The 20,408-nt window shown below is 64.1% G+C and carries 19 protein-coding genes and 1 pseudogene; 17 read left to right on the forward strand and 3 right to left on the reverse strand.

All coding sequences use genetic code 11. The annotated features are described in order from the left end of the window. Window positions 1-25: 25 nt before the first annotated feature. Window positions 26-676, reverse strand: a complete 651-nt coding sequence (locus ACFLEY_RS07005; protein ID WP_011090153.1) for a glutathione S-transferase family protein — start codon at window positions 674-676, stop codon at window positions 26-28. Window positions 677-1,295: 619 nt separating this feature from the next. Between ACFLEY_RS07005 and ACFLEY_RS07010 the strand changes: the two genes are divergently transcribed. The 7 genes and pseudogenes from ACFLEY_RS07010 to ACFLEY_RS07040 all read left to right on the forward strand — a co-directional run bounded on the left by ACFLEY_RS07010 (window position 1,296) and on the right by ACFLEY_RS07040 (window position 8,230). Then, the gene (locus ACFLEY_RS07010) at window positions 1,296-2,498 is read left to right on the forward strand and encodes a pyridoxal phosphate-dependent aminotransferase (protein ID WP_060912907.1); all 1,203 of its coding nucleotides are present in this window, start codon (window positions 1,296-1,298) and stop codon (window positions 2,496-2,498) included. Between the two features lie 172 nt (window positions 2,499-2,670). Beyond that, a complete protein-coding gene (locus tag ACFLEY_RS07015) occupies window positions 2,671-3,150 on the forward strand; it encodes a DUF992 domain-containing protein (protein ID WP_060910472.1) in 480 nt (159 codons plus the stop codon). A gap of 150 nt (window positions 3,151-3,300) precedes the next feature. Continuing rightward, entirely contained in the window at window positions 3,301-5,349 is a 2,049-nt protein-coding gene (locus tag ACFLEY_RS07020) for an elongation factor G (protein WP_011090149.1), read from the forward strand. A 153-nt stretch (window positions 5,350-5,502) separates the two neighbouring features. Then, window positions 5,503-5,874 (forward strand): annotated as a pseudogene (locus ACFLEY_RS07025) (sodium-independent anion transporter); the annotation flags it as partial. Window positions 5,875-6,004: 130 nt separating this feature from the next. Next, the gene (locus ACFLEY_RS07030; RefSeq protein WP_060910474.1) at window positions 6,005-6,844 is read left to right on the forward strand and encodes a shikimate dehydrogenase; all 840 of its coding nucleotides are present in this window, start codon (window positions 6,005-6,007) and stop codon (window positions 6,842-6,844) included. 56 nt (window positions 6,845-6,900) lie between these two features. Beyond that, window positions 6,901-7,527 carry a hypothetical protein gene (locus ACFLEY_RS07035; RefSeq protein WP_060910475.1) on the forward strand — a complete coding sequence of 209 codons (627 nt, stop codon included), beginning with the start codon at window positions 6,901-6,903 and terminating at the stop codon, window positions 7,525-7,527. A 97-nt stretch (window positions 7,528-7,624) separates the two neighbouring features. Further along, complete coding sequence (locus tag ACFLEY_RS07040) at window positions 7,625-8,230, forward strand: hypothetical protein (protein WP_373565293.1); 606 nt, start codon at window positions 7,625-7,627, stop codon at window positions 8,228-8,230. Between the two features lie 329 nt (window positions 8,231-8,559). On the opposite strand, the gene ACFLEY_RS07045 is transcribed toward ACFLEY_RS07040, so the two are convergent. Next, a complete protein-coding gene (locus ACFLEY_RS07045; RefSeq protein ID WP_011090144.1) occupies window positions 8,560-9,696 on the reverse strand; it encodes an alpha-hydroxy acid oxidase in 1,137 nt (378 codons plus the stop codon). A gap of 74 nt (window positions 9,697-9,770) precedes the next feature. Beyond that, on the reverse strand, window positions 9,771-10,835 hold the full coding sequence (locus tag ACFLEY_RS07050; RefSeq protein ID WP_026192128.1) for an IS630-like element ISRj1 family transposase: 1,065 nt from the start codon (window positions 10,833-10,835) through the stop codon (window positions 9,771-9,773). Window positions 10,836-10,892: 57 nt separating this feature from the next. On the opposite strand from ACFLEY_RS07050, the gene ACFLEY_RS07055 reads away from it, so the two are divergent. The 10 genes from ACFLEY_RS07055 to ACFLEY_RS07100 all read left to right on the forward strand — a co-directional run bounded on the left by ACFLEY_RS07055 (window position 10,893) and on the right by ACFLEY_RS07100 (window position 20,254). After that, the gene (locus ACFLEY_RS07055; protein WP_171901212.1) at window positions 10,893-11,060 is read left to right on the forward strand and encodes a hypothetical protein; all 168 of its coding nucleotides are present in this window, start codon (window positions 10,893-10,895) and stop codon (window positions 11,058-11,060) included. Window positions 11,061-11,281: 221 nt separating this feature from the next. Next, window positions 11,282-12,625, forward strand: coding sequence for a phosphoglucosamine mutase (glmM, locus tag ACFLEY_RS07060; protein ID WP_028174702.1), 1,344 nt, complete (start codon window positions 11,282-11,284; stop codon window positions 12,623-12,625). A 120-nt stretch (window positions 12,626-12,745) separates the two neighbouring features. After that, window positions 12,746-13,810, forward strand: a complete 1,065-nt coding sequence (locus tag ACFLEY_RS07065) for an IS630-like element ISRj1 family transposase (RefSeq protein ID WP_026192128.1) — start codon at window positions 12,746-12,748, stop codon at window positions 13,808-13,810. 194 nt (window positions 13,811-14,004) lie between these two features. Next, a complete protein-coding gene (locus tag ACFLEY_RS07070) occupies window positions 14,005-15,255 on the forward strand; it encodes an MFS transporter (protein ID WP_060912912.1) in 1,251 nt (416 codons plus the stop codon). A 228-nt stretch (window positions 15,256-15,483) separates the two neighbouring features. After that, window positions 15,484-16,326 (forward strand): outer membrane protein, encoded by an 843-nt coding sequence (locus ACFLEY_RS07075; RefSeq protein ID WP_028174704.1) that lies wholly within the window; start codon window positions 15,484-15,486, stop codon window positions 16,324-16,326. Window positions 16,327-16,558: 232 nt separating this feature from the next. Next, the gene (locus ACFLEY_RS07080) at window positions 16,559-17,392 is read left to right on the forward strand and encodes an outer membrane protein (RefSeq protein ID WP_396604562.1); all 834 of its coding nucleotides are present in this window, start codon (window positions 16,559-16,561) and stop codon (window positions 17,390-17,392) included. Window positions 17,393-17,467: 75 nt separating this feature from the next. Continuing rightward, complete coding sequence (locus ACFLEY_RS07085; RefSeq protein WP_060910515.1) at window positions 17,468-18,058, forward strand: glutathione S-transferase family protein; 591 nt, start codon at window positions 17,468-17,470, stop codon at window positions 18,056-18,058. 16 nt (window positions 18,059-18,074) lie between these two features. Then, the gene (locus ACFLEY_RS07090; RefSeq protein WP_028174705.1) at window positions 18,075-18,539 is read left to right on the forward strand and encodes a GNAT family N-acetyltransferase; all 465 of its coding nucleotides are present in this window, start codon (window positions 18,075-18,077) and stop codon (window positions 18,537-18,539) included. 271 nt (window positions 18,540-18,810) lie between these two features. Then, window positions 18,811-19,002, forward strand: coding sequence for a hypothetical protein (locus ACFLEY_RS07095; protein WP_236842134.1), 192 nt, complete (start codon window positions 18,811-18,813; stop codon window positions 19,000-19,002). Between the two features lie 79 nt (window positions 19,003-19,081). Next, window positions 19,082-20,254: a phosphoserine transaminase gene (locus ACFLEY_RS07100; RefSeq protein WP_011090137.1), complete on the forward strand. Its 1,173-nt coding sequence runs from the start codon at window positions 19,082-19,084 to the stop codon at window positions 20,252-20,254. Window positions 20,255-20,408 lie beyond the last annotated feature (154 nt).

Here is a 20,408-nt window from a genome sequence, read left to right on the forward strand (position 1 = left end):
CCGCTATTCGCCCGGGCCCGCGCCATCAGGCGCTGGCGGCGATGCTGGCGGGGTCGTCGATGTCGGCCGGCCGCCAGTCCATCGCGACGAAGCCAGGCGCGGCCTCGACGCGCTTCAGCCAGTCCCGGATCGCCGGGAAGGTCGAAAGGTCGAAATCGCAGCGGTCGGCGAGATGGGTGTAGCCGTACAGCGCGATGTCGGCGACCGTGAGCTGGCGCGCGGCAAAATAGGCGTTGGTCTTGAGATGGTTCTCCATCACCTGGAGCGCGCCATAGCCGCGTTCCATCCAGTCCTCCAGCGAATGGGTCTGGAGGTCGCGGCCGCCCTTGACCAGCGACAGCCAGAAATAGGCGGCGCCGATGTTCGGCTCGAGCGCGTGCTGCTCGAAGAACATCCATTGCAGCGCCTCGGCGCGATCGATGCGGTTCTCCGGCGCGAGCGGCGTGCCGACGGCGACGTACCACAGGATGGCGTTGGACTCGGCGAGATAACGGTTGCCGTCGACCTCGAGAAGCGGCACCTGGCCTGACGGGTTCTTGGACAGAAAGTCCGGCGTCCGGCTCTCGCCGCGCAGAATGTCCACCTCGACCGCTTCGTAAGGCAAGTTCAACAGAGCCAGCGCAAGGCGGACCTTGTAGCTGTTGCCGGAGCGTTGCATCGAATAGAGCTTGTACATTCTGGGAGTTCTAAACCGAGGACGGGAAGGCGCGGCGCTTGTTGCCCCGCAACGCGGCTAAACAATGATGCCGATGCGAATCCGCCGCAAGAGCCAGCCAATAGAAAAACTCGAAAACCCTACCGCACTGCAACGCCACGGAAGATCATTTCCACGCGACGATGCAAATCAGATCACGCTTGCGTCAACGTGCGGATGCGTTGCTCCGCGAGAGGGCGATCGGATCAGGGCACCATGCTTCCACATCGTGATGGCCGGGCTTGTCCCGGCCATCCACGCCTCGCCGCACGGCAGAAAGAACGTGGATGCCCGGGACATAGGCGAGCGAAAGCGACGCCGTCCTTCGGACGGCTAAGCCTGGGCATGACGACGGTCTGGTTTGGCGACCGCAAACACGCAAAATTGCTCCGAGGACAGGCCTTGCCGGATATGAGGGATTCGGACGGCAAAGTTACGGAATATTGCGGGAAATCCCGCCTCGAAACGCCGGAATCCGTAAACTTTTTCGAGATCGGGCCGTAGTTTCTTGCGGCGCAGCGGCACACGTTTTAGGGTGGCTTCATTCCCACAATCAGAGTCGTGACGACCCATGGGTCACGACGCTTGTCAGGAGATGACGATGTCCTTCCTTGCCGCTGCGCTCGACCGTGTGAAGCCGTCCGCGACCATCGCGGTCACGGATAAAGCACGCACGCTGAAAGCGGCGGGCCGCAACGTCATCGGCTTAGGTGCCGGCGAGCCCGACTTCGACACGCCCGCCAACATCAAGCTGGCGGCGATCCACGCCATCGAAGCCGGCAAGACCAAGTACACCGCGGTCGACGGCATCCCCGAGCTGAAGGAAGCCATCATCGCGAAGTTTCAGCGCGAGAACGGCGTCGTCTACAAGCCGAACCAGGTCATCGTCGGCACCGGCGGCAAGCAGGTGCTCTACAACGCGCTGATGGCGACCATCAATCCGGGCGACGAGGTGATCATCCCGGCGCCGTACTGGGTCAGCTATCCCGAGATGGTGGCGCTCGCCGGCGGCGAGCCGGTGCCGGTGGTCTGCACCGCGGCGACCGGCTTCAAGCTCGGGGCCGAAGCGCTCGAGCGCGCGATCACGCCGAAGACCAAATGGGTGATCCTGTGCTCGCCGTCGAACCCGACCGGCGCTGCCTACACCAGGGCCGAGCTGAAGGCGCTCACCGACGTGCTGGTCAAGCACCCGCATGTGTGGGTGATGACCGACGACATGTACGAGCACCTCGTCTATGACGACTTCCAGTTCACCACGGTCGCGCAGGTCGAGCCCAGCCTCTACGACCGCACGCTCACCGTGAACGGCGTGTCGAAGGCCTATTGCATGACCGGCTGGCGCATCGGCTATGCCGGCGGCCCTGCCCAGCTCATCAAGGCGATGGCGACCATCCAGTCGCAGTCGACCTCGAACCCGTGCTCGATCGCGCAGTGGGCTTCGGTGGAGGCGCTGAACGGTCCGCAGGACTTCATCCCCGCCAACAACAAGGTGTTCAAGGAGCGCCGCGACCTCGTCGTCTCCATGCTCAACCAGGCGAACGGGATCGAGTGCCCGCGCCCCGAGGGTGCGTTCTACGTCTATCCGTCCTGCGCCGGCACGATCGGCAAGAAAGCGCCGTCGGGCAACGTGATCTCCAACGACGAGCAGTTCGTCACCGAGCTGCTGGAGACCGAAGGCGTCGCCGTAGTGCAGGGTTCGGCCTTCGGCCTCGGCCCGGCGTTCCGCATCTCCTACGCGACCAAGACCTCGGACCTCGAAGACGCCTGCAAGCGCATCCAGCGCTTCTGCGGCAATCTCCGCTGAGCCTGTCGCAAATACCTATCGAAAAGGCCCGCCTCTGGCGGGCCTTTTTATTGTTTGCACGCTTATCGTCACGCGTGATCTGGCACCACTACGACTCTTGTGGCATAGAACGTCGCGCCTCGCTTGCAGGCGCGACTCTCTGCTCGCATCACATTCATCGCCGGAGACATTCATGCGCCGTTCGTTCATCTTCGCCGGGCTCACTGCCGCCAGCCTCGTTGTCTCCGTCGCAAACAGCGACGCTCAGCAGCAGCGGATGGTCCGGGTTGGCGTGCTCGAATGCCGCGGCGGTGCCAGCGTTGGCTTCATCGTGGGATCGGTGACCAATCTCGGCTGCGTCCTGCGTGCCGACGGTTTGCCGGAGGATCGCTATGTCGCGACCATCCGCAAAGTCGGTCTCGACATCGGCATCACCCAGGAGACGACGCTGGCCTGCGTGTTCGCGCCGGTCGACCGGCTCGGCCCCGGCGATCTCTCGGGCAATTATGCCGGCGCGCAGGGTAGCGCTTCGGTCGGCGTCGGTATCGGTGGCAATGCGCTGGTCGGCGGCTCCAACAATTCGATCGCGCTCCAGCCGCTCAGCGTGCAGGGCCAGGTCGGACTCAACGTCGCCGCCGGCCTCGAAAGCCTGGAACTCCGCCCCGGCCGCTAACAATTATGCGTGTGATCGCGCCGTTCCACCAGCGCGATCACAAGGACGCACCGCAGCGACGTTTGACGCTTGCCAAATCTCGGGGACGGGCAGAGCATCCGCGTTTGCCGACCCAATCATGGGCCGAGCTCCACACCAAGGAGGCGGCGAATGGGACAAGACGTCAGAAGTCCCCGAGGTCCACGGTGCATTGCGCTGGTGGGCCCATTCCAAAGCGGTAAAACCACACTTCTTGAAGCGATATTGGCACGAACGGGCGCAATCCCGCGTGCCGGCAGCGTCGATGCCGGAACTTCCGTCGGCGACGCCACGCCCGAGGCCCGTCATCACAAGATGACCGTCGGCCTCACTGCCGCCACCACGAGTTTCATGGGCGACAGCTACACCTTCCTCGACTGTCCCGGTTCCGTCGAATTCGCCCACGACATGCGCGCCGCGTTGCCCGCGGTCGATGCCGCGGTCGTGGTCTGCGAAGCCGACGAGAAGAAGCTGCCCCAGCTTCAGATCATCCTGCGCGAGCTGGAGGAGCTGAAGATTCCGCGTTTCCTGTTCCTCAACAAGATCGACCGCGCCAACAAGCGCATCCGCGAGACGCTCGCAACCCTCCAGCCCGCCTCGCGCGTGCCGCTGGTGCTGCGCCAGATCCCGATCTGGAAGGACGAGTTGATCGAGGGCTTCGTCGATCTCGCGCTGGAGCGCGCTTTCATCTATCGCGAGCACAAGGCCTCCGAGGTCATCGCGCTCGCAGGCGGCGATCGCGACCGCGAGAAGGAGGCCCGCTTCTCGATGCTGGAGAAGCTCGCCGACCACGACGATGCGCTGATGGAACAACTCCTCGAAGACATCCAGCCGCCGCGCGATGCCGTGTTCGACGATCTCGCCCGCGAATTGCGCGAAGGGCTGATCTGCCCGGTGCTGCTCGGCGCCGCGGCGCGCGAAAACGGCGTGCTGCGCCTGATGAAGGCGCTGCGCCACGAGGCGCCGGGTGTTGCGGAGACTGCAAAGCGTCTCGGCGCACCGGAGAGCAAGGACGCGCTTGGCTACGTCTTCAAGACGCTGCATTCGCAGCATGGCGGAAAGCTGTCGCTGACGCGGCTGCTCGCCGGCCATCTCGACGACGGTGCCACGCTGCAATCCTCCTCCGGCGGCGCGGGGCGCATCTCCGGCATCCTCGCCGTCAACGGTGCCTACGACACCAAGCGCGCCGCGGCGGAAGCCGGCGACACGGTCGCGCTCGCCAAGCTCGATCCGGTCAAGACCGGCGACATGGTCTCGAGCGGCAAGACCCAGCCGGCGGCGCTGGTCACGGCAGAACCGACATCGGCTGTGCTCGCGATCTCGGTTGCGGCCACCGACCGCAAGGACGACGTCAAGCTCGGCCAGGCGCTGACGCGGCTGCATGAGGAGGATCCCTCGCTCATGGTCGTGCAGAACGCAAAGACCCACGACACCGTGCTGTGGGGCCAGGGCGAGATGCATCTGCGCGTCGCCAGCGAACGCCTGCGCGATCGCTTCGGCGTCAAGGTCACCTCGCAGCCGCCCGCGATCGGCTATCAGGAGACAATCCGCAAGCCGATCACCCAGCGCGGCCGTCACAAGAAGCAGTCCGGCGGCCACGGCCAGTTCGGCGATGTCGTGCTCGACATCAAGCCGCTGCCGCGTGGCGACGGCTTCAAATTCGCCGAGAAAGTGGTGGGCGGCGCGGTGCCGCGCAACTACATCCCGGCGGTGGAAGAAGGTGTCGTCGACGGGCTCACGCGCGGTCCGCTCGGTTTCCCCGTCACCGACGTGCAGGTGACGCTGACCGATGGCTCCTATCACAGCGTCGATTCCTCCGATCTCGCCTTCCGCACCGCCGCGCGGGTCGGACTTAATGAAGGCCTGCCGCAATGCCAGCCGGTATTGCTGGAGCCGATCCACGTGGTCGAGATCGTCTGCCCGACGGATGCCACCGCCAAGATCAACGCGATCCTGTCGGCGCGGCGCGGCCAGATCCTCGGCTTCGACACCCGCGACGGCTGGAGCGGCTGGGACTGCGTCCGCGCCATGATGCCGGAAGCCGAGATCGGCGAGCTGATCGTCGAGCTGCGCTCGGCCACCGCCGGCGCCGGCAGCTTCACCCGTACGTTCGACCACATGGCCGAAGTCACGGGCCGCGCCGCCGACCAGATCATCGCCGCGCATCAGCACGCGGCGTGAGTCTGTCTCTCGCGCAGTGAGGGAAGCACTCTCTCTCCCACCCTCTCCCCGTTCTTACGGGGAGAGGGTGGGGTGAGGGGCTGCGTCCGAGCGCACGGCGAAAGTTGGACTCACGCAGCCTCCTCCTCTCCGTCATTGCGAGCGCAGCGAAGCAATCCAGACTGTCTGGTCGATCGCGACGTGCTGGTCTATCGCATCACCGGCGCGTTTCTCTTCGGCGCCGCCTCCGCGATCGGAAGCGTGCTCGACGGCATCGCCGACAAGCGCAAGGGCTTGGTGGTCGATTTCGCCGCGGTGCCGTTCCTGGATTCGACGGCGGCCAACGTGCTCGGCCGCGTCGCCGCCAAGGCCCACCGCCAGGGCATCCGGCTGTTCATCACCGGCGCCTCGCCCGCCGTCCGCCGCGCGCTGCTCACCCATGGCGTCCCGCCCCGTGCGCGCTATCGCGTGGCCATCGCGCGCGCGGTCGCCGACATCAAGGGCGGCGCGGCTCTGTCCGCGGCCGATGATATGGCCGCGACCTGACGGCGCGCACCTTCTCAAGCCGGCGCCGCATCACGGCCTTGCGGAAGCGCAGTGCGGGAATCGTGCCCGCGCGCTTGACAGAGCCCGCGGGACGCGAAATGGATCGCCTCCGATACGATCCGGGGAGAAGATGACCGTGACCAAGGCTCCCGCAGCCTGTCTGATCGGATGGCCCGCCGCGCATTCGCGCTCGCCGCTGATCCATCATTACTGGCTGCGCACGCTCGGTATCGCCGGCGGCTATGTCATCGAGGCCGTCCCGCCCGAGGATCTCCGCGATTTCGTGCTGCGGCTGTCGCTGCGCGGTTTCGTCGGCGCCAACGTCACCATCCCGCACAAGGAGGGCGTGCTGGCGCTGTCGACGCCAGATGCGCGCGCCAAGGCCGTCGGCGCCGCCAACACGCTGTGGTTCGAGGACGGCGAGCTGCGCTCGACCAACACCGACGTCGAGGGCTTCATCAACAATCTCGATGCCAGCGCGCCCGGCTGGGACACGGCCGAGGAGGCGCTGGTGCTCGGGGCCGGCGGCTCCGCGCGCGCGGTCGTGTTCGGCCTGCGCGAGCGCGGCATCAAACGCATCCATCTCGCCAATCGCACCATCGCGCGGGCCGAGACGCTGGCGAAGCAGTTCGGGCCGAACGTGCAGCCCGTTACGTGGGACGGGATCGACGACGTGCTGCCGCGTGCAAAACTTCTCGTGAACACGACCTCGCTCGGCATGCGCGGTCAGCCTTCACTCGATGTTGATGTTGCACGCCTGCCGCAGGCGGCCGTCGTCGCCGATCTCGTCTATGTCCCCCTGGTGACGCCGCTGCTCGCCGCAGCAAAGGCACGCGGCCTCAAGACCGCCGACGGTCTCGGCATGCTGCTGCACCAGGCCGTGCGCGGCTTCGAGCTGTGGTTCGGCCGGCGGCCGCGGGTCACGGACGAGCTGCGCGCATTGGTCGAGGCCGATCTCACAAAGTCTTGAAAGAATAGCGCGCGGTCTCCGGAGTTCTCTATCCGTGGGGACAACCGGAGACCATCATGCCTGTTCAACGTGCAACTTTCACACGTCCGCTCATCGCCGTCGCGATGGTGGCCGCTTCCACCCTCTATGCCTTCGCGCAGAGGTCGCCGGTGCCGACGCGGGTGCGCGGCACGATCGAGAGCGTCAACGGCGACATCCTGCAGGTCAAGTCGCGCAGCGGCGAGGACGTCAAGCTCCACATCGCCTCCGATGTGCGCGTGTCCGGCATTACCAAAATTTCACTCGCCGACATCAAGCCCGGCTCCTTCGTCGGCGCCACCACCGTGCCGGGACCTGACGGCGGCGACAACGCCGTCGAGGTGCATGTGTTTCCGGAGAGCATGCGCGGCACCGGCGAAGGCTCGCGCCCCTATGACCTCAAGCCCAACTCGAGCATGACCAACGCCACGGTGTCGGAGAGCGTGGTCGGCAGTGACGGCCATACGCTGCTGGTCAAGTACAAGGACGGCGAGAAGAAGGTGTTCGTCCCCGACAACACGCCGGTGGTGACCTTCGTGCCCGGCGACAAGACCGACCTGAAGGCCGGCGCCAAGGTGATCGCCTTCATGAAGCAGTTGCCGGACGGCTCGTTCGAGACCAACCGCGTCAACGTCGGGCGCGACGGCCTCACGCCGCCGATGTGATCGTCACGGCCGGGAATAGCGGCGGTCACACGGGGTTGCCGTGTTTGACCGTCGCAACTCCCTGGAGGGGATAATCATGCCGAAGCTGAACACCTGGATGCCGCGCGCCGTCGCGGCAGCCTTCGCGACCTTTATCGCTGTTTCCTCTGTCTCGGCGCAGCCGGCGCCGACGGTGCGCATCCGCGGCACCATCGCGAACGTCGACGGCAACATGCTCGACATCAAGACGCGTGAAGGCAGCGACGTGAATGTGCGCATGACCGACAACGTCGCGGTCTTCGCCGTGGTGAAGACGGAGCTGTCGGAGATCAAGGAAGGCTCCTATATCGGCGTCACCGCCATGCCGGAGCCCGACGGCACCCAGAGGGCGATCGCGGTGCATATCTTCCCGGAGAACCAGCGCGGCGCGGCCGAAGGTTTTCGGCCCTGGGACGCGCGCGCCAACTCGACCATGACCAATGCCACCGTGACGCAGACCGTGAAGGGCACCGACGGTCAGAACATCACGGTGAAATACAAGGACGGCGAGAAGAAAGTCGTGGTGCCGCCGGATACCCCGATCGTCAGCTTCGTCGCCAGCGACAGGTCCGAGATCAAGCCGGGCGCCAAGCTGATCATCTTCGGCGCGGCGAAGAAGGAGGACGGCTCGCTGGAAGCGAACCGCGTCAACGTCGGCAGGGACGGGATCACGCCGCCGATGTGAGGGTGCGAGATATGAGGCGCGACTACTGCCACAAATTCCGTCGTCCCGGACAAGCGCGCCCTTAGGCGCGCGCAGATCCGGGATCCATAACCACAAGATGAAGTTGTTGCGCGAAGCAGGTCACTCCGAGTCCCCGTAACCGCGCCTGCCTGTGGTTATGGATCCCGGCCTGCGCCGGGACGACAGCCGAGATTGTGGAGGCTTTCGAGCGCCTCGGAATCGTAGGGTGGGCAAAGGCGTGCTTGCGCAGTGCCCACCATCGATCCGCAGACCTGCAGGATGGTGGGCACGCTTTCGCTTTGCCCACCCTACGGCACTGGACGCTGCGGTCACACCGCGATGATGTGATCGTCGATCTCCTCGATCCTGTTGACGCCGCACAGGCCCATGGTCGTCAGCAGTTCCTTCTGGATGATGTCGATCGCCTTGGCGACGCCGGCCTGGCCGCCGGCCCCTAAGCCATAGGCATAGGCGCGGCCGATCATGCAGGACTTTGCGCCGAGCGCGAGCGCGCGCATCACGTCCTGGCCGGAGCGGATGCCGCCGTCGAACATGATCTCCATCCTGTCACCGACGGCATCGACGATCTCGGGCAGCACCTCGATCGAGGACGGTGCGCCGTCGAGCTGCCGGCCGCCATGGTTGGAGACCACGATCGCCTGCGCGCCGGTCTTCGCGGCGAGTTCGGCGTCCTCGACATCGAGAATGCCCTTCAGGACCAGCTTGCCCGGCCAGATGCTGCGGATCCAATCGATGTCGTTCCAGTTCAGCGAGGTGTCGAACTGCGAGTTGATCCAGGTCGACAGCGACGTGATGTCGTCGCTGACCTTCAGGTGGCCGGCGAGATTGCCGAAGGTGCGGCGCTTGCCCTGCAACACACCCGACACCCAGGCCGGCTTGGTGGCGAAATCGATCAGCTTCGAGAGCGACCATTCCGGCGGCACGGTCATGCCGTTCTTGATGTCCTGGTGGCGCTGGCCGATCACCTGGAGATCGACGGTCAGCACCAGCGCCGAGCATTTCGCCGCGATCGCGCGTTCGATCAGCGCCTTGATGAAGCCGCGGTCCTTCATCACGTAGAGCTGGAACCAGAACGGCTTCTCGACACTGGCGGCGATGTCCTCGATCGAGCAGATCGACATCGTCGACTGCGTGAACGGGATGCCGGCGGCCTGTGCGGCGCGGCAGGCGTGGATCTCGCCGTCGCCATGCTGCATGCCCAGCAGGCCCACGGGCGCGAGCACCAGCGGCATGGTCGAGGTCTCGCCGAGGATCGTGGTCGAGGTGTCGCGCTTGGAGACGTCGACCAGGATGCGCTGGCGGAACTTGATCGCCTGCATGTCCTCGCGGTTGGCGCGCAGCGTTTCCTCGGCATAGGAGCCGCGGTCGCAATAATCGAAGAACGCCTTCGGCACGCGGCGCTTATGCAGCGCGCGAAGATCGTCGATACAGGTGATGTGCTTCATGAACGTGTCCCCGGGCCCGTCTCGTATCCGAAAGTCTTGCATCGGAAGATCGAGGGGTCATCTAGTACCCGGAATCAGAGCTGAGTGATACGGCGGCCTTTGAAACGGCGTTGACGGACCTTTTTCTTGGTCCAGACGAAGGGCTCGGCTCTGTCGTTGTATGCGTTGACGTAGGCATCGATGTGTTCCTGAAGCTGCTTGAGGCTCGTGAAGGAGGTGCCGCTGAGCGACTGCCCCTGCAAGATGGAAAACCATACTTCGACCTGATTGAGCCATGACGCACTTGTCGGCGTGAAATGAAATTGCACGTTGGGGTGGGCCTTGAGCCAGTCCTCGTTCTTTTTATGGGTGTTGAGGTTGTCGAGGATGACGTGAAGCTTGCGGTTCGGAAAAGCCGCGGTGACGCTGTTCATGAAATCGAGAAACTCGACGCGGCGCCGGCGTTTTGAATGGGTCGCGATGATCTTTCCGGTGGCGACTTCGAGCGCCGCAAACAATGTTGTGGTGCCATGCCGCTTGTAATCGTGGCTTTGGCCGGTCAAGGCGCGGCCATTGGGCAACTTCAGATAACCCTGCGCTCGCTCCAAAGCCTGGATCGAGGGCTTCTCGTCCACGCACAGCACAATGGCCTTCGCCGGCGGCGCGACATAGAGGCCGACAACATCGGCGGCTTTGGCCGTAAAGTTCGGGTCGTTGCTCTCGCACCAGGACTTGCGAGCCACCAGGTCAATCTTGTGGCTGCGCAGGAACCGCCAGACATATTGGACATCGACATCGCCCAGCGCCTCGGCCAGCAGGGGGCCGGTCCAGCGCGCAAACCCTTGCGGTGGCGGCTTATCCAGCAGCTTCAGAATCCGCTTGTCGGTCGTCTTCGTATAGATCGGCTGCTTGCCAGGCCGCGGCTTGTCTTGCAGCCCTTCAAGGCCATGGTCGGCATAGCGATGCCGCCAAAGGCTGACAATCCGCGGCTGGACCCCAACTTCCTTGGCGATCGACCGGGTGCTGCGCCCATCCGCCGCCAACAGAACTATCCGCGCCCGCTTCAAATCGCGCTGCAACGTCACCGGTGAGCGACAGCACGCCTCAAGCACCTTGCGATCTTTCCTCGAAAGGTGGACTTCTCTTGCTTCGGGTATCATCCCGACCTTGTCTAGCATGGTTGGATGCACAGCCAAATCGTTTGAGAGGAGGGTGCCATGACGAGACCGCACGCCCCACCGACACCGGAAGAGATCAAGGAGAAAAAGGATCTCGAGGACGCCCTGGAAGAGGGCCTCGAAGAGACCTTCCCGGGCTCGGATCCCGTCAACGTCACCCAGCCGGCGCCGAGCCGCGGCGACGGCCATGTGAAGCGCTCCAAATAGGGGCGGGTTCCGCCCCATTTCGGTTCCCTAACGGGAAATATAGTGTTAACAATTAGTTAGCGGGGCGAAGGCGGCCCCTATTCCGTAATGATTAATCACATTTTTTGAAGCCAAGTTAGCCGTGATGGCCTTATAAGACCTCAGCAAATCAGGGATGCGGGGCCCGTTCGGGCACTCCGTGGTTGTAGAGGGGATTCCCTGGTTGTTGCGTGGGGGACGATATGAGCCGCAAATATTTCGGGACGGACGGGATTAGGGGCCGCGCCAACGGACTGATCACGCCGGAGCTCGCGCTCAAGGTCGGCCAGGCCGCGGGCCTTGCGTTTCAGCGCGGTGACCACCGCCATCGGGTCGTGATCGGCAAGGACACCCGCCTGTCCGGCTACATGATCGAATATGCGATGGTCGCCGGCTTCACCTCGGTCGGCATGGACGTGCTGCTGGTCGGCCCGATGCCGACGCCGGCGGTTGCGATGCTGACCAAGTCGATGCGCGCCGATCTCGGCGTGATGATCTCGGCCTCGCACAATTTGTTCGAGGACAACGGCATCAAGCTGTTCGGTCCGCAGGGCTTCAAGCTCTCCGACGACGTCGAGAAGCAGATCGAGCAGCTGCTCGACGAGCCCATCGACAAGCGGCTGGCGCAGAGCGCGAGCCTCGGCCGCGCCCGCCGTATCGACGGCGTGCATGACCGCTACATCGAATTCGCCAAGCGCACGCTGCCGCGCGATCTGTCGCTCGACGGGCTGCGCGTCGTCGTCGATTGCGCCAACGGCGCCGCCTACAAGGTGGTGCCGGAAGCGCTGTGGGAGCTGGGCGCCGACGTGGTGCCGATCGGCGTCGAGCCCGATGGCTTCAACATCAACAAGGATTGCGGCTCGACTTCGCCGGAAGCGCTGTCGAAGAAGGTGCGCGAGATGCGCGCCGACATCGGCATTGCGCTGGACGGTGACGCCGATCGCGTCATCCTGGTCGACGAGCGCGGCCATGTCGTCGACGGCGACCAGCTGCTCGCGGTGATCGCGCAGAGCTGGAAGGAAGACGGCCGGCTGTCGCGGCCGGGTATCGTCGCCACCGTGATGTCCAATCTCGGGCTCGAGCGCTTCCTGAAAGGGCAGGGGCTCGATCTCGTGCGCACGCCGGTCGGCGACCGCTACGTGCTCGAGCAGATGCTGAGCGGCGGCTACAATCTCGGTGGCGAGCAGTCCGGCCACATCATCCTGTCCGACTACGCCACCACCGGCGACGGCTTCGTTGCCGCCTTGCAGGTGCTGGCCGTGGTGCAGAAGTCGCGCCGGCCGGTGTCGGAAGTCTGCCACCGCTTCGATCCGCTGCCGCAGATCCTCAAGAACGTCCGGCACAAGGGCGGCAAGCCGCTCGACGATTCCGACGTCAAATCGGCGATCTCCGACGGCGAGAAGCGCCTCAACGGCCATGGCCGCCTGCTGATCCGCTCCTCCGGCACCGAACCCGTGATCCGCGTCATGGGCGAAGGCGAGGACCGCATCCTGGTCGAGGACGTCGTCGACACCATCGTCTCGGCGCTCGGACAGGCGGCGGCCTGAGCTCTTCCTTCTCCCCTTGTGGGAGAAGGTGGCGCGAAGCGCCGGATGAGGGGTTCTATCCCCGACCACAGCTGCTAGTACCCACTTTTCTTGGAACGTGAGTCGTGATTCAAGGTCGGGATGATACCCGAAGCAAGAGAGGTCCACCTTTCGAGGAAAGATCGCAAGGTGCTTGAGGCGTGCTGTCGCTCACCGGTGACGTTGCAGCGCGATTTGAAGCGGGCGCGGATAGTTCTGTTGGCGGCGGATGGGCGCAGCACCCGGTCGATCGCCAAGGAAGTTGGGGTCCAGCCGCGGATTGTCAGCCTTTGGCGGCATCGCTATGCCGACCATGGCCTTGAAGGGCTGCAAGACAAGCCGCGGCCTGGCAAGCAGCCGATCTATACGAAGACGACCGACAAGCGGATTCTGAAGCTGCTGGATAAGCCGCCACCGCAAGGGTTTGCGCGCTGGACCGGCCCCCTGCTGGCCGAGGCGCTGGGCGATGTCGATGTCCAATATGTCTGGCGGTTCCTGCGCAGCCACAAGATTGACCTGGTGGCTCGCAAGTCCTGGTGCGAGAGCAACGACCCGAACTTTACGGCCAAAGCCGCCGATGTTGTCGGCCTCTATGTCGCGCCGCCGGCGAAGGCCATTGTGCTGTGCGTGGACGAGAAGCCCTCGATCCAGGCTTTGGAGCGAGCGCAGGGTTATCTGAAGTTGCCCAATGGCCGCGCCTTGACCGGCCAAAGCCACGATTACAAGCGGCATGGCACCACAACATTGTTTGCGGCGCTCGAAGTCGCCACCGGAAAGATCATCGCGACCCATTCAAAACGCCGGCGCCGCGTCGAGTTTCTCGATTTCATGAACAGCGTCACCGCGGCTTTTCCGAACCGCAAGCTTCACGTCATCCTCGACAACCTCAACACCCATAAAAAGAACGAGGACTGGCTCAAGGCCCACCCCAACGTGCAATTTCATTTCACGCCGACAAGTGCGTCATGGCTCAATCAGGTCGAAGTATGGTTTTCCATCTTGCAGGGGCAGTCGCTCAGCGGCACCTCCTTCACGAGCCTCAAGCAGCTTCAGGAACACATCGATGCCTACGTCAACGCATACAACGACAGAGCCGAGCCCTTCGTCTGGACCAAGAAAAAGGTCCGTCAACGCCGTTTCAAAGGCCGCCGTATCACTCAGCTCTGATTCCGGGTACTAGATCGACTCGCGGAGGCAGACCCCTCACCCGTCTCGCCGCTGCGCGGCGATCCACCCTCTCCCACAAGGGGAGAGGGGCAGACGAGCGCATCCCAGCCATCGACGTTTGGCGGTGGTTCCACCGCCGCTTGCATCGTAACTAGCGGATGCGGCGGTTCGCCGCGCCTGCCGGGATTGGTCCGTTGAACAAGCCTGTCGTCGTACCTGCGGAAACGCTGACCGAGCCCGTCGTCGTCAGCGACGTGGCGCCCGCTGCCGCCAGGGCTGCGGGGCCGGCCTATGTCGTGCTCGCCGGCATCAGCTTCTCGCACTTCCTCAACGACACCATGCAGTCGCTGATCGCCTCGGTGTACCCGATCCTGAAGGACACCTACGCGCTCGACTTCGCGCAGATCGGCATGATCACGCTGGCCTTCCAGTTCACGGCCTCGCTGCTTCAGCCGGTGGTCGGGCACTACACCGACAAGAAGGCGCAGCCTTATTCGCTGGCGATCGGCATGGCTTCGACCTTCTTCGGTCTCTTGCTGCTCAGCGCCGCGCACCAATATCTCGTCATCCTTGTCGCCGCTGCGCTGGTCGGTCTCGGCTCGGCGGTGTTTCATCCGGAATCCGCGCGCATCGCGCGGCTCGCCTCCGGTGGCCGCTACGGCTTCGCGCAATCGGTGTTCCAGCTCGGCGGCAGCTTCGGCACGTCGATGGGCCCGGTGCTGGCGGCGCTGATCGTGGTGCCGTTCGGGCAGGGCAGCATCGCCTGGTTCTCCTCGATCGCGTTCCTTGCCATCGTCGTTCTCTGGCGCATCGGCCGCTGGTACGCGCCGCAGATCAAGGCGAAGAAGACGGCGGCGGTTCAAGCCCATCCTGACGCGCCGAGCTCGCGCCGCGTCGCGGTCGCGCTGCTCGTGCTGGTGGCGCTGCTGTTCTCGAAGCAGCTCTACGTCTCGAGCCTGTCGAGCTACTACATCTTCTATCTGATCGACCGCTTCGGCGTGTCGACGCAGGCCGCCCAGATCTATCTCTTCGTCTTCCTTGCCGCGAACGCGGTCGGCGCGTTTCTCGGTGGTCCGCTCGGGGATCGCTTCGGGCGCAAGATCGTGATCTGGATCTCGATTCTGGGCGCGCTGCCGTTCACGCTGGCGCTGCCTTATGCCGGGCTCCACGCCAGCGCGGTGCTCAGCGTCATCATCGGCCTGATCATCTCGTCGACGACGTCGTCGATCATCGTGTTCGCGCAGGAACTGGTGCCGCACCGCTTCGGCATGATCTCCGGCGTGTTCTTCGGCGTCGCCTTCGGCATCGGGGGCCTCGGCGCGGCCGTGCTCGGCAAGCTCGCCGACCACACCTCGATCGAGTTCGTCTATCAGGTCTGCGCTTACCTCCCGGCGATCGGGCTGCTCGCCGTGTTCCTGCCGAGACTGCCGCGGCACGCGCGTTAACAGATCCTCTTTTGCCGCAACGCGGCTTCATACTTCGTTAGCAATTGAGGGCGAAGGGCGCTGCATTTTTGCAACGCTTCCGCCGCATCCGCGTGTACAGTCAGAAAAAATCAACCTTAAAAATTAGGGTTAAGTGGCGCTTAAACATTTGCTGCCATCGTCCGGGCCGTGAGTTTCCAGAACGTGAGGCGTCTGCATTTTGCCTCACCGGCCATAAGGACGAAGCCAATGCGTAGCGTTAAGTCTCTCCTTGCCGCGGGTGCGGCATCCCTGATCTCGTCGATGGCATTCGCCGCCGATATGCCGATCGCGGCGCCCCCTCCCATGTACGCGCCGCCGGCTCCGCCCGCCGACTTCGGCGGCTGGTATCTGCGCGGTGACATCGGCATGACCAACCAGCGCGCCAAGAGCATCGAGGCCACCGTAGCGCCTGGGTTTACGAAGACGACGGAGGGACTCGGCTTCGACTCGTCCCCGCTGTTCGACCTCGGCGTCGGCTATCGCTTCAACAACTGGTTTCGTGCGGACGTGATCGGCCAGTACCGGGGCAAGGCCAACCTGCATGGTGCGGACAACGTCATTGGGCCCGGCTTCGTCGGTTCCGACAACTACAGCGGCAGCAAATCCGAGTGGGTCGTCATGGCAAACGCCTATGTCGATCTCGGCACCTGGTGGTGCATCACCCCGTTCATCGGCGCCGGTGTCGGCGGCTCCTACAACAAGATCAGCGGCTTCCGCGACGACGGCATTGCCTATCTCGCCGCACTGACCCCGACCCCGAGCGCCAGCGTTGCCTACTTCGCCGACAGCGGAAAGTGGAACTTCGCCTGGGCCGCCCACGCCGGTCTCGCCTACAAGGTCAATCCCGGGTTCACCGTCGAACTGGCCTACAGCTACATGAACCTCGGCGACGCGGCGCCCGGCAACTTCCGCTTGTTCGACAACAGCGCTTCGGGCCCGACCTCGATCAAGCTCAAGGAGCTCACCTCGCACGACCTCAAGCTCGGCGTGCGCTGGGATCTCAACAGCCCGCCGGCCTACGTGCCGCCGCCGCTCGTCACCAAGGGCTGATCGTCAGCCTCATCGGTTAGGACTTCTTAACGGCGCGGGATCATCCCGCGCCGTTTTGCTTTGCGTATTTTTCATTGCTCGCGGCGACGAAGGGCTCCGGCGCAACCACTGGTTAAGGTTAACGAGCCATGATCATGGCGAAAGTTCGAGTTCGATTTGGAGCGTTGCAATGCGTAGGCTTTGGTTGGTGGCGGCGGTGTTCGGATCTGTATCCGCCGCACACGCGGCCGACATGCCGGATCTGCCCGTCCTGCGCGGCGGCTTCACCGACGGTCTGTCCAAGACGTCCCATCGTTGGGATGGCGCCTATGTCGGCGTCAATGGCGGCTACACGGCCGACGCGACCGACTTCAGCCAGAGCGTCGTCGGCCTGACCAATTTCATTTTCCGCGACAGCGTGCTGCAGCAGCCGACCGCGAATTGGTCGCTGATGAACAAGACCAACACGCAGAGCACAAATTTCGGCGCCTTCGTCGGCCGCAACTGGCAATGGTACGATGCCATTCTCGGTCTTGAGGGCACCTACAGCTACTTCAACAACCTCTCGACGCTCACGTCGGGCACCAACTCGCTCACGATCGTCAACCCGCCCGGCGACGCACACGCTGCGAACGTCACCGACAATTATGACGTGACGCTGACCGGCACTGCCGCGGCGAAAGTCAAGGACATGATCACGCTCCGGGGCCGGGTGGGTTGGGACGGCGGCGATTTCATGCCGTATGCCTTCATGGGCGCTGCGGTTGGCCGAATGGACGTGTCCCGCTCGGTGACGAGCATTGTGGATTTGCGTCAGGATGTGACGAATACGATTGTCGTCGGCGGCGCCACGTTGACCACGACCACCTTCGGAGCGCCGCAGGCCGTTCCGGCTCAGTCTCAGTCGCAGACTCAGCGTCGAACCAACGCATTCGCGGTGGGCTGGACCGCCGGCCTCGGCGTCGAATACTGCATCTGGGACGGTTTGTTCGCGCGCGTGGAATACGAATACGTGAAATTCTCGCCGGTCATGAACACCTCGGTGACGCTGAACAATGCGCGCGTCGGACTCGGCTACAAGTTCTGACGCTGCATCGCCGCAACGCGGTTGACAGATTCCCTCCGTCCTGATGCTCTGTCGCTCCGAAGCGGGGCGGCAGCGATGAAGATCTACGGCGATACCAACTCCGGCAATTGTCTCAAGGTGAAGTGGGTGTGCGACAAGCTCGCATTGCCCTACCAGTGGATCGACATCGACACCCGCAAGGGCGAGACGCGTACGCCGCAATTTCTGGCGATGAACGGTGCCGGCCAGGTGCCGACCGTTGCGTTCGACGACGGCCGCACGCTGGCGCAATCCAATGCCATCATCCGCTATCTCGCCCGCGACAGCGCGCTGATCCCGCGCGACGCCTTTACTGCTGCCAAGATGGATGAATGGCTGTTCTGGGAGCAGTACAGCCACGAGCCCTATATCGCGGTGTGCCGCTTTCAGCTCGTCTATCTCGGCAAGGACGCCTCCGAGCTCGATCCCGAAAAGGTCAAGCGCGGCTATGCGGCGCTCGACCGCATGGAGCAGCATCTCTCCGGCAGCCGCTTCTTCGCCGGCGAAGCGGTTTCGCTCGCCGATATCTCGCTGCTCGCCTATACGCGCGTCGCGCATGAGGGCGGCTTCGATCTTGGTCGTTACGCGGCGGTCCGCCGCTGGATCGGCGAAGTCGAGACCTTTCTCGGCCTGCCGCCGGCGCGCTGAGTCCTGGAGTTTCCGTATGAACGCCGAATCCGTCTCCATTCGTCGCGCGCGCCGCGAGGACGTCGCTGCGATCGTGGCGATGCTCGCCGACGATCATCTCGGGCGCGGCCGCGAGCGCGTGGAGGAGCCGCTGCCTGCCGCCTATTACGAGGCGTTCGCGCGGGTCGAGCGCGATCCAAATCTCGCGCTGGTGGTTGCCGAGAGCGAGGGCAGGGTGGTCGGCTGCCTGCAACTTGCTGTGCTGGCAGGTATCAGCTCGCAAGGCGGCATCCGCGGTCTGCTCGAAGACGTGCGCGTTGCCGCCGATTGTCGCAGCCGCGGCATCGGCGAGCAATTGGTGCAATGGGCCATCGCGGAAGCGAAAGCGCGTGGCTGTAACCTGGTCGAGCTGTTGACGCATCAGACGCGAGTGGACGCGCAGCGCTTCTACAAGCGGCTCGGATTCACGGCGAGTCATGTCGGCATGACTGTCCGCTTTTGAGGCAGTAAGAGCGTTTTCGAGCGAAGTGGATACCGGTTCGCGTAAAGAAAACGCGTCAACACAAAAATCAAGAGCCCCATTCCGATTGTATCGGAATGGGGCTCCGGTCGCGCGCCTTGCGTAATCAGCGAATTCGGATCGCGCATTCGTTCATGTTAAGAGCCGGTAAACTACCCAGCCGTCGTTCACGTTGAGCCGGGAACGAACGGTGCTACGGCAGCGTCAGACACCGAGCTCGGTCGGTTCGGGGATTTCGATGACAAGCTATTCGATGATCAAGGTCGGCAACGACTACGTTGTGCAGGCCAATGACAAATGCATTTTGAAGGTCGGCAGCCGACGCAAAGCCGCGCAATTGATCAGCGAGGCCACGGACTTGCTGAACGCGCTCGCCAGGGTTGAATCCCCCGATATCGCGCCGGAAGCGCCATCACTCGCGCGTGAGGTGCCGGAACTTCCTTGACGACTCTTCCCGTTTCCCGTATCAGCCGCGGCGGGACACCTCCCCCCAACGGGAGGCTTACTATCTGGAAGGGTAGAATATGACTGTAGCGAAGCCCGCTTCGCGGCCCAACGTGCCGCATTTCTCCTCCGGCCCCTGCGCCAAGCGCCCCGGCTGGAATGCCCAAAATCTCAAGGACGCAGCGCTCGGCCGTTCGCATCGCGCGAAGGTCGGCAAGACCAAGCTCAAGCTCGCGATCGATCTGACGCGCGAAGTGCTTGAAGTGCCGGCCGATTATCGCATCGGCATCGTGCCGGCCTCCGATACCGGCGCGGTCGAGATGGCGCTGTGGTCGCTGCTCGGTGCGCGGCCCGTCACGACGCTCGCCTGGGAATCCTTCGGCGAAGGCTGGGTCAGCGACATCGTCAAGGAATTGAAGCTCAAGGACGTCACCAAGCTCAATGCGGCCTATGGTGAAATCCCCGATCTCTCCAAGGTCGATCCGAAGTCGGACGTCGTCTTCACCTGGAACGGCACCACGTCAGGCGTGCGCGTCCCGAACGCCGACTGGATCAGCGCGACCCGCGAAGGCCTGACCATTTGCGACGCCACCTCGGCGGCGTTCGCGCAGGCCCTCGACTGGGCCAAGCTCGACGTCGTCACCTTCTCCTGGCAGAAGGCGCTCGGCGGCGAGGCCGCGCACGGCATGCTGATCCTGTCGCCCCGCGCGGTGGAGCGGCTCGAGACCTACAAGCCGGCCTGGCCGCTGCCGAAGATCTTCCGCATGACCAAGGGCGGCAAGATCAACGAAGGCATCTTCGTCGGCGAGACAATCAACACGCCGTCGATGCTCTGTGTCGAGGACTATCTCGACGCGCTGAACTGGGCCAAGTCGATCGGCGGCCTCAAGGCGCTGATCGCGCGCGCCGACGCCAACACCAAGGTGCTGGCCGACTGGAAGGCGAAGACGCCCTGGATCGACTTCCTGGCCAAGGACGCTTCGATCCGCTCCAACACCTCGGTGTGCCTGAAGTTCATCGATCCCGCGCTCACCGCGCTCTCGGACGACGCGCAGGCCGAGTTCTCCAAGAAGCTGGTCGCGCTGGTCGAGAAGGAAGGCGCCGGCTACGACTTCGCCTACTATCGCGATGCACCGGCCGGCTTGCGCATCTGGTGCGGCGCCACTGTCGAGGCCAGGGACGTCGAGCTCCTGACCCAGTGGATCGACTGGGCCTTCGCTGAGACCAAGGCGCAGCTCGCCAAGGCGGCGTGAGCTCTTAGCCTCTCCCCGTCCTTACGGGGAGAGGCCGGATTGCGCAGCAATCCGGGTGAGGGGCTCTCTCCGCGAGCGCCTTCGCCTGTGGGCTGCCCCTCACCCCAACCCTCTCCCCGTAAGAACGGGGAGAGGAAGAAGAAACAGCATCACC

This window comes from Bradyrhizobium sp. YCK136 (assembly GCF_044570075.1).
Classification (GTDB): Bacteria; Pseudomonadota; Alphaproteobacteria; order Rhizobiales; family Xanthobacteraceae; genus Bradyrhizobium; species Bradyrhizobium diazoefficiens.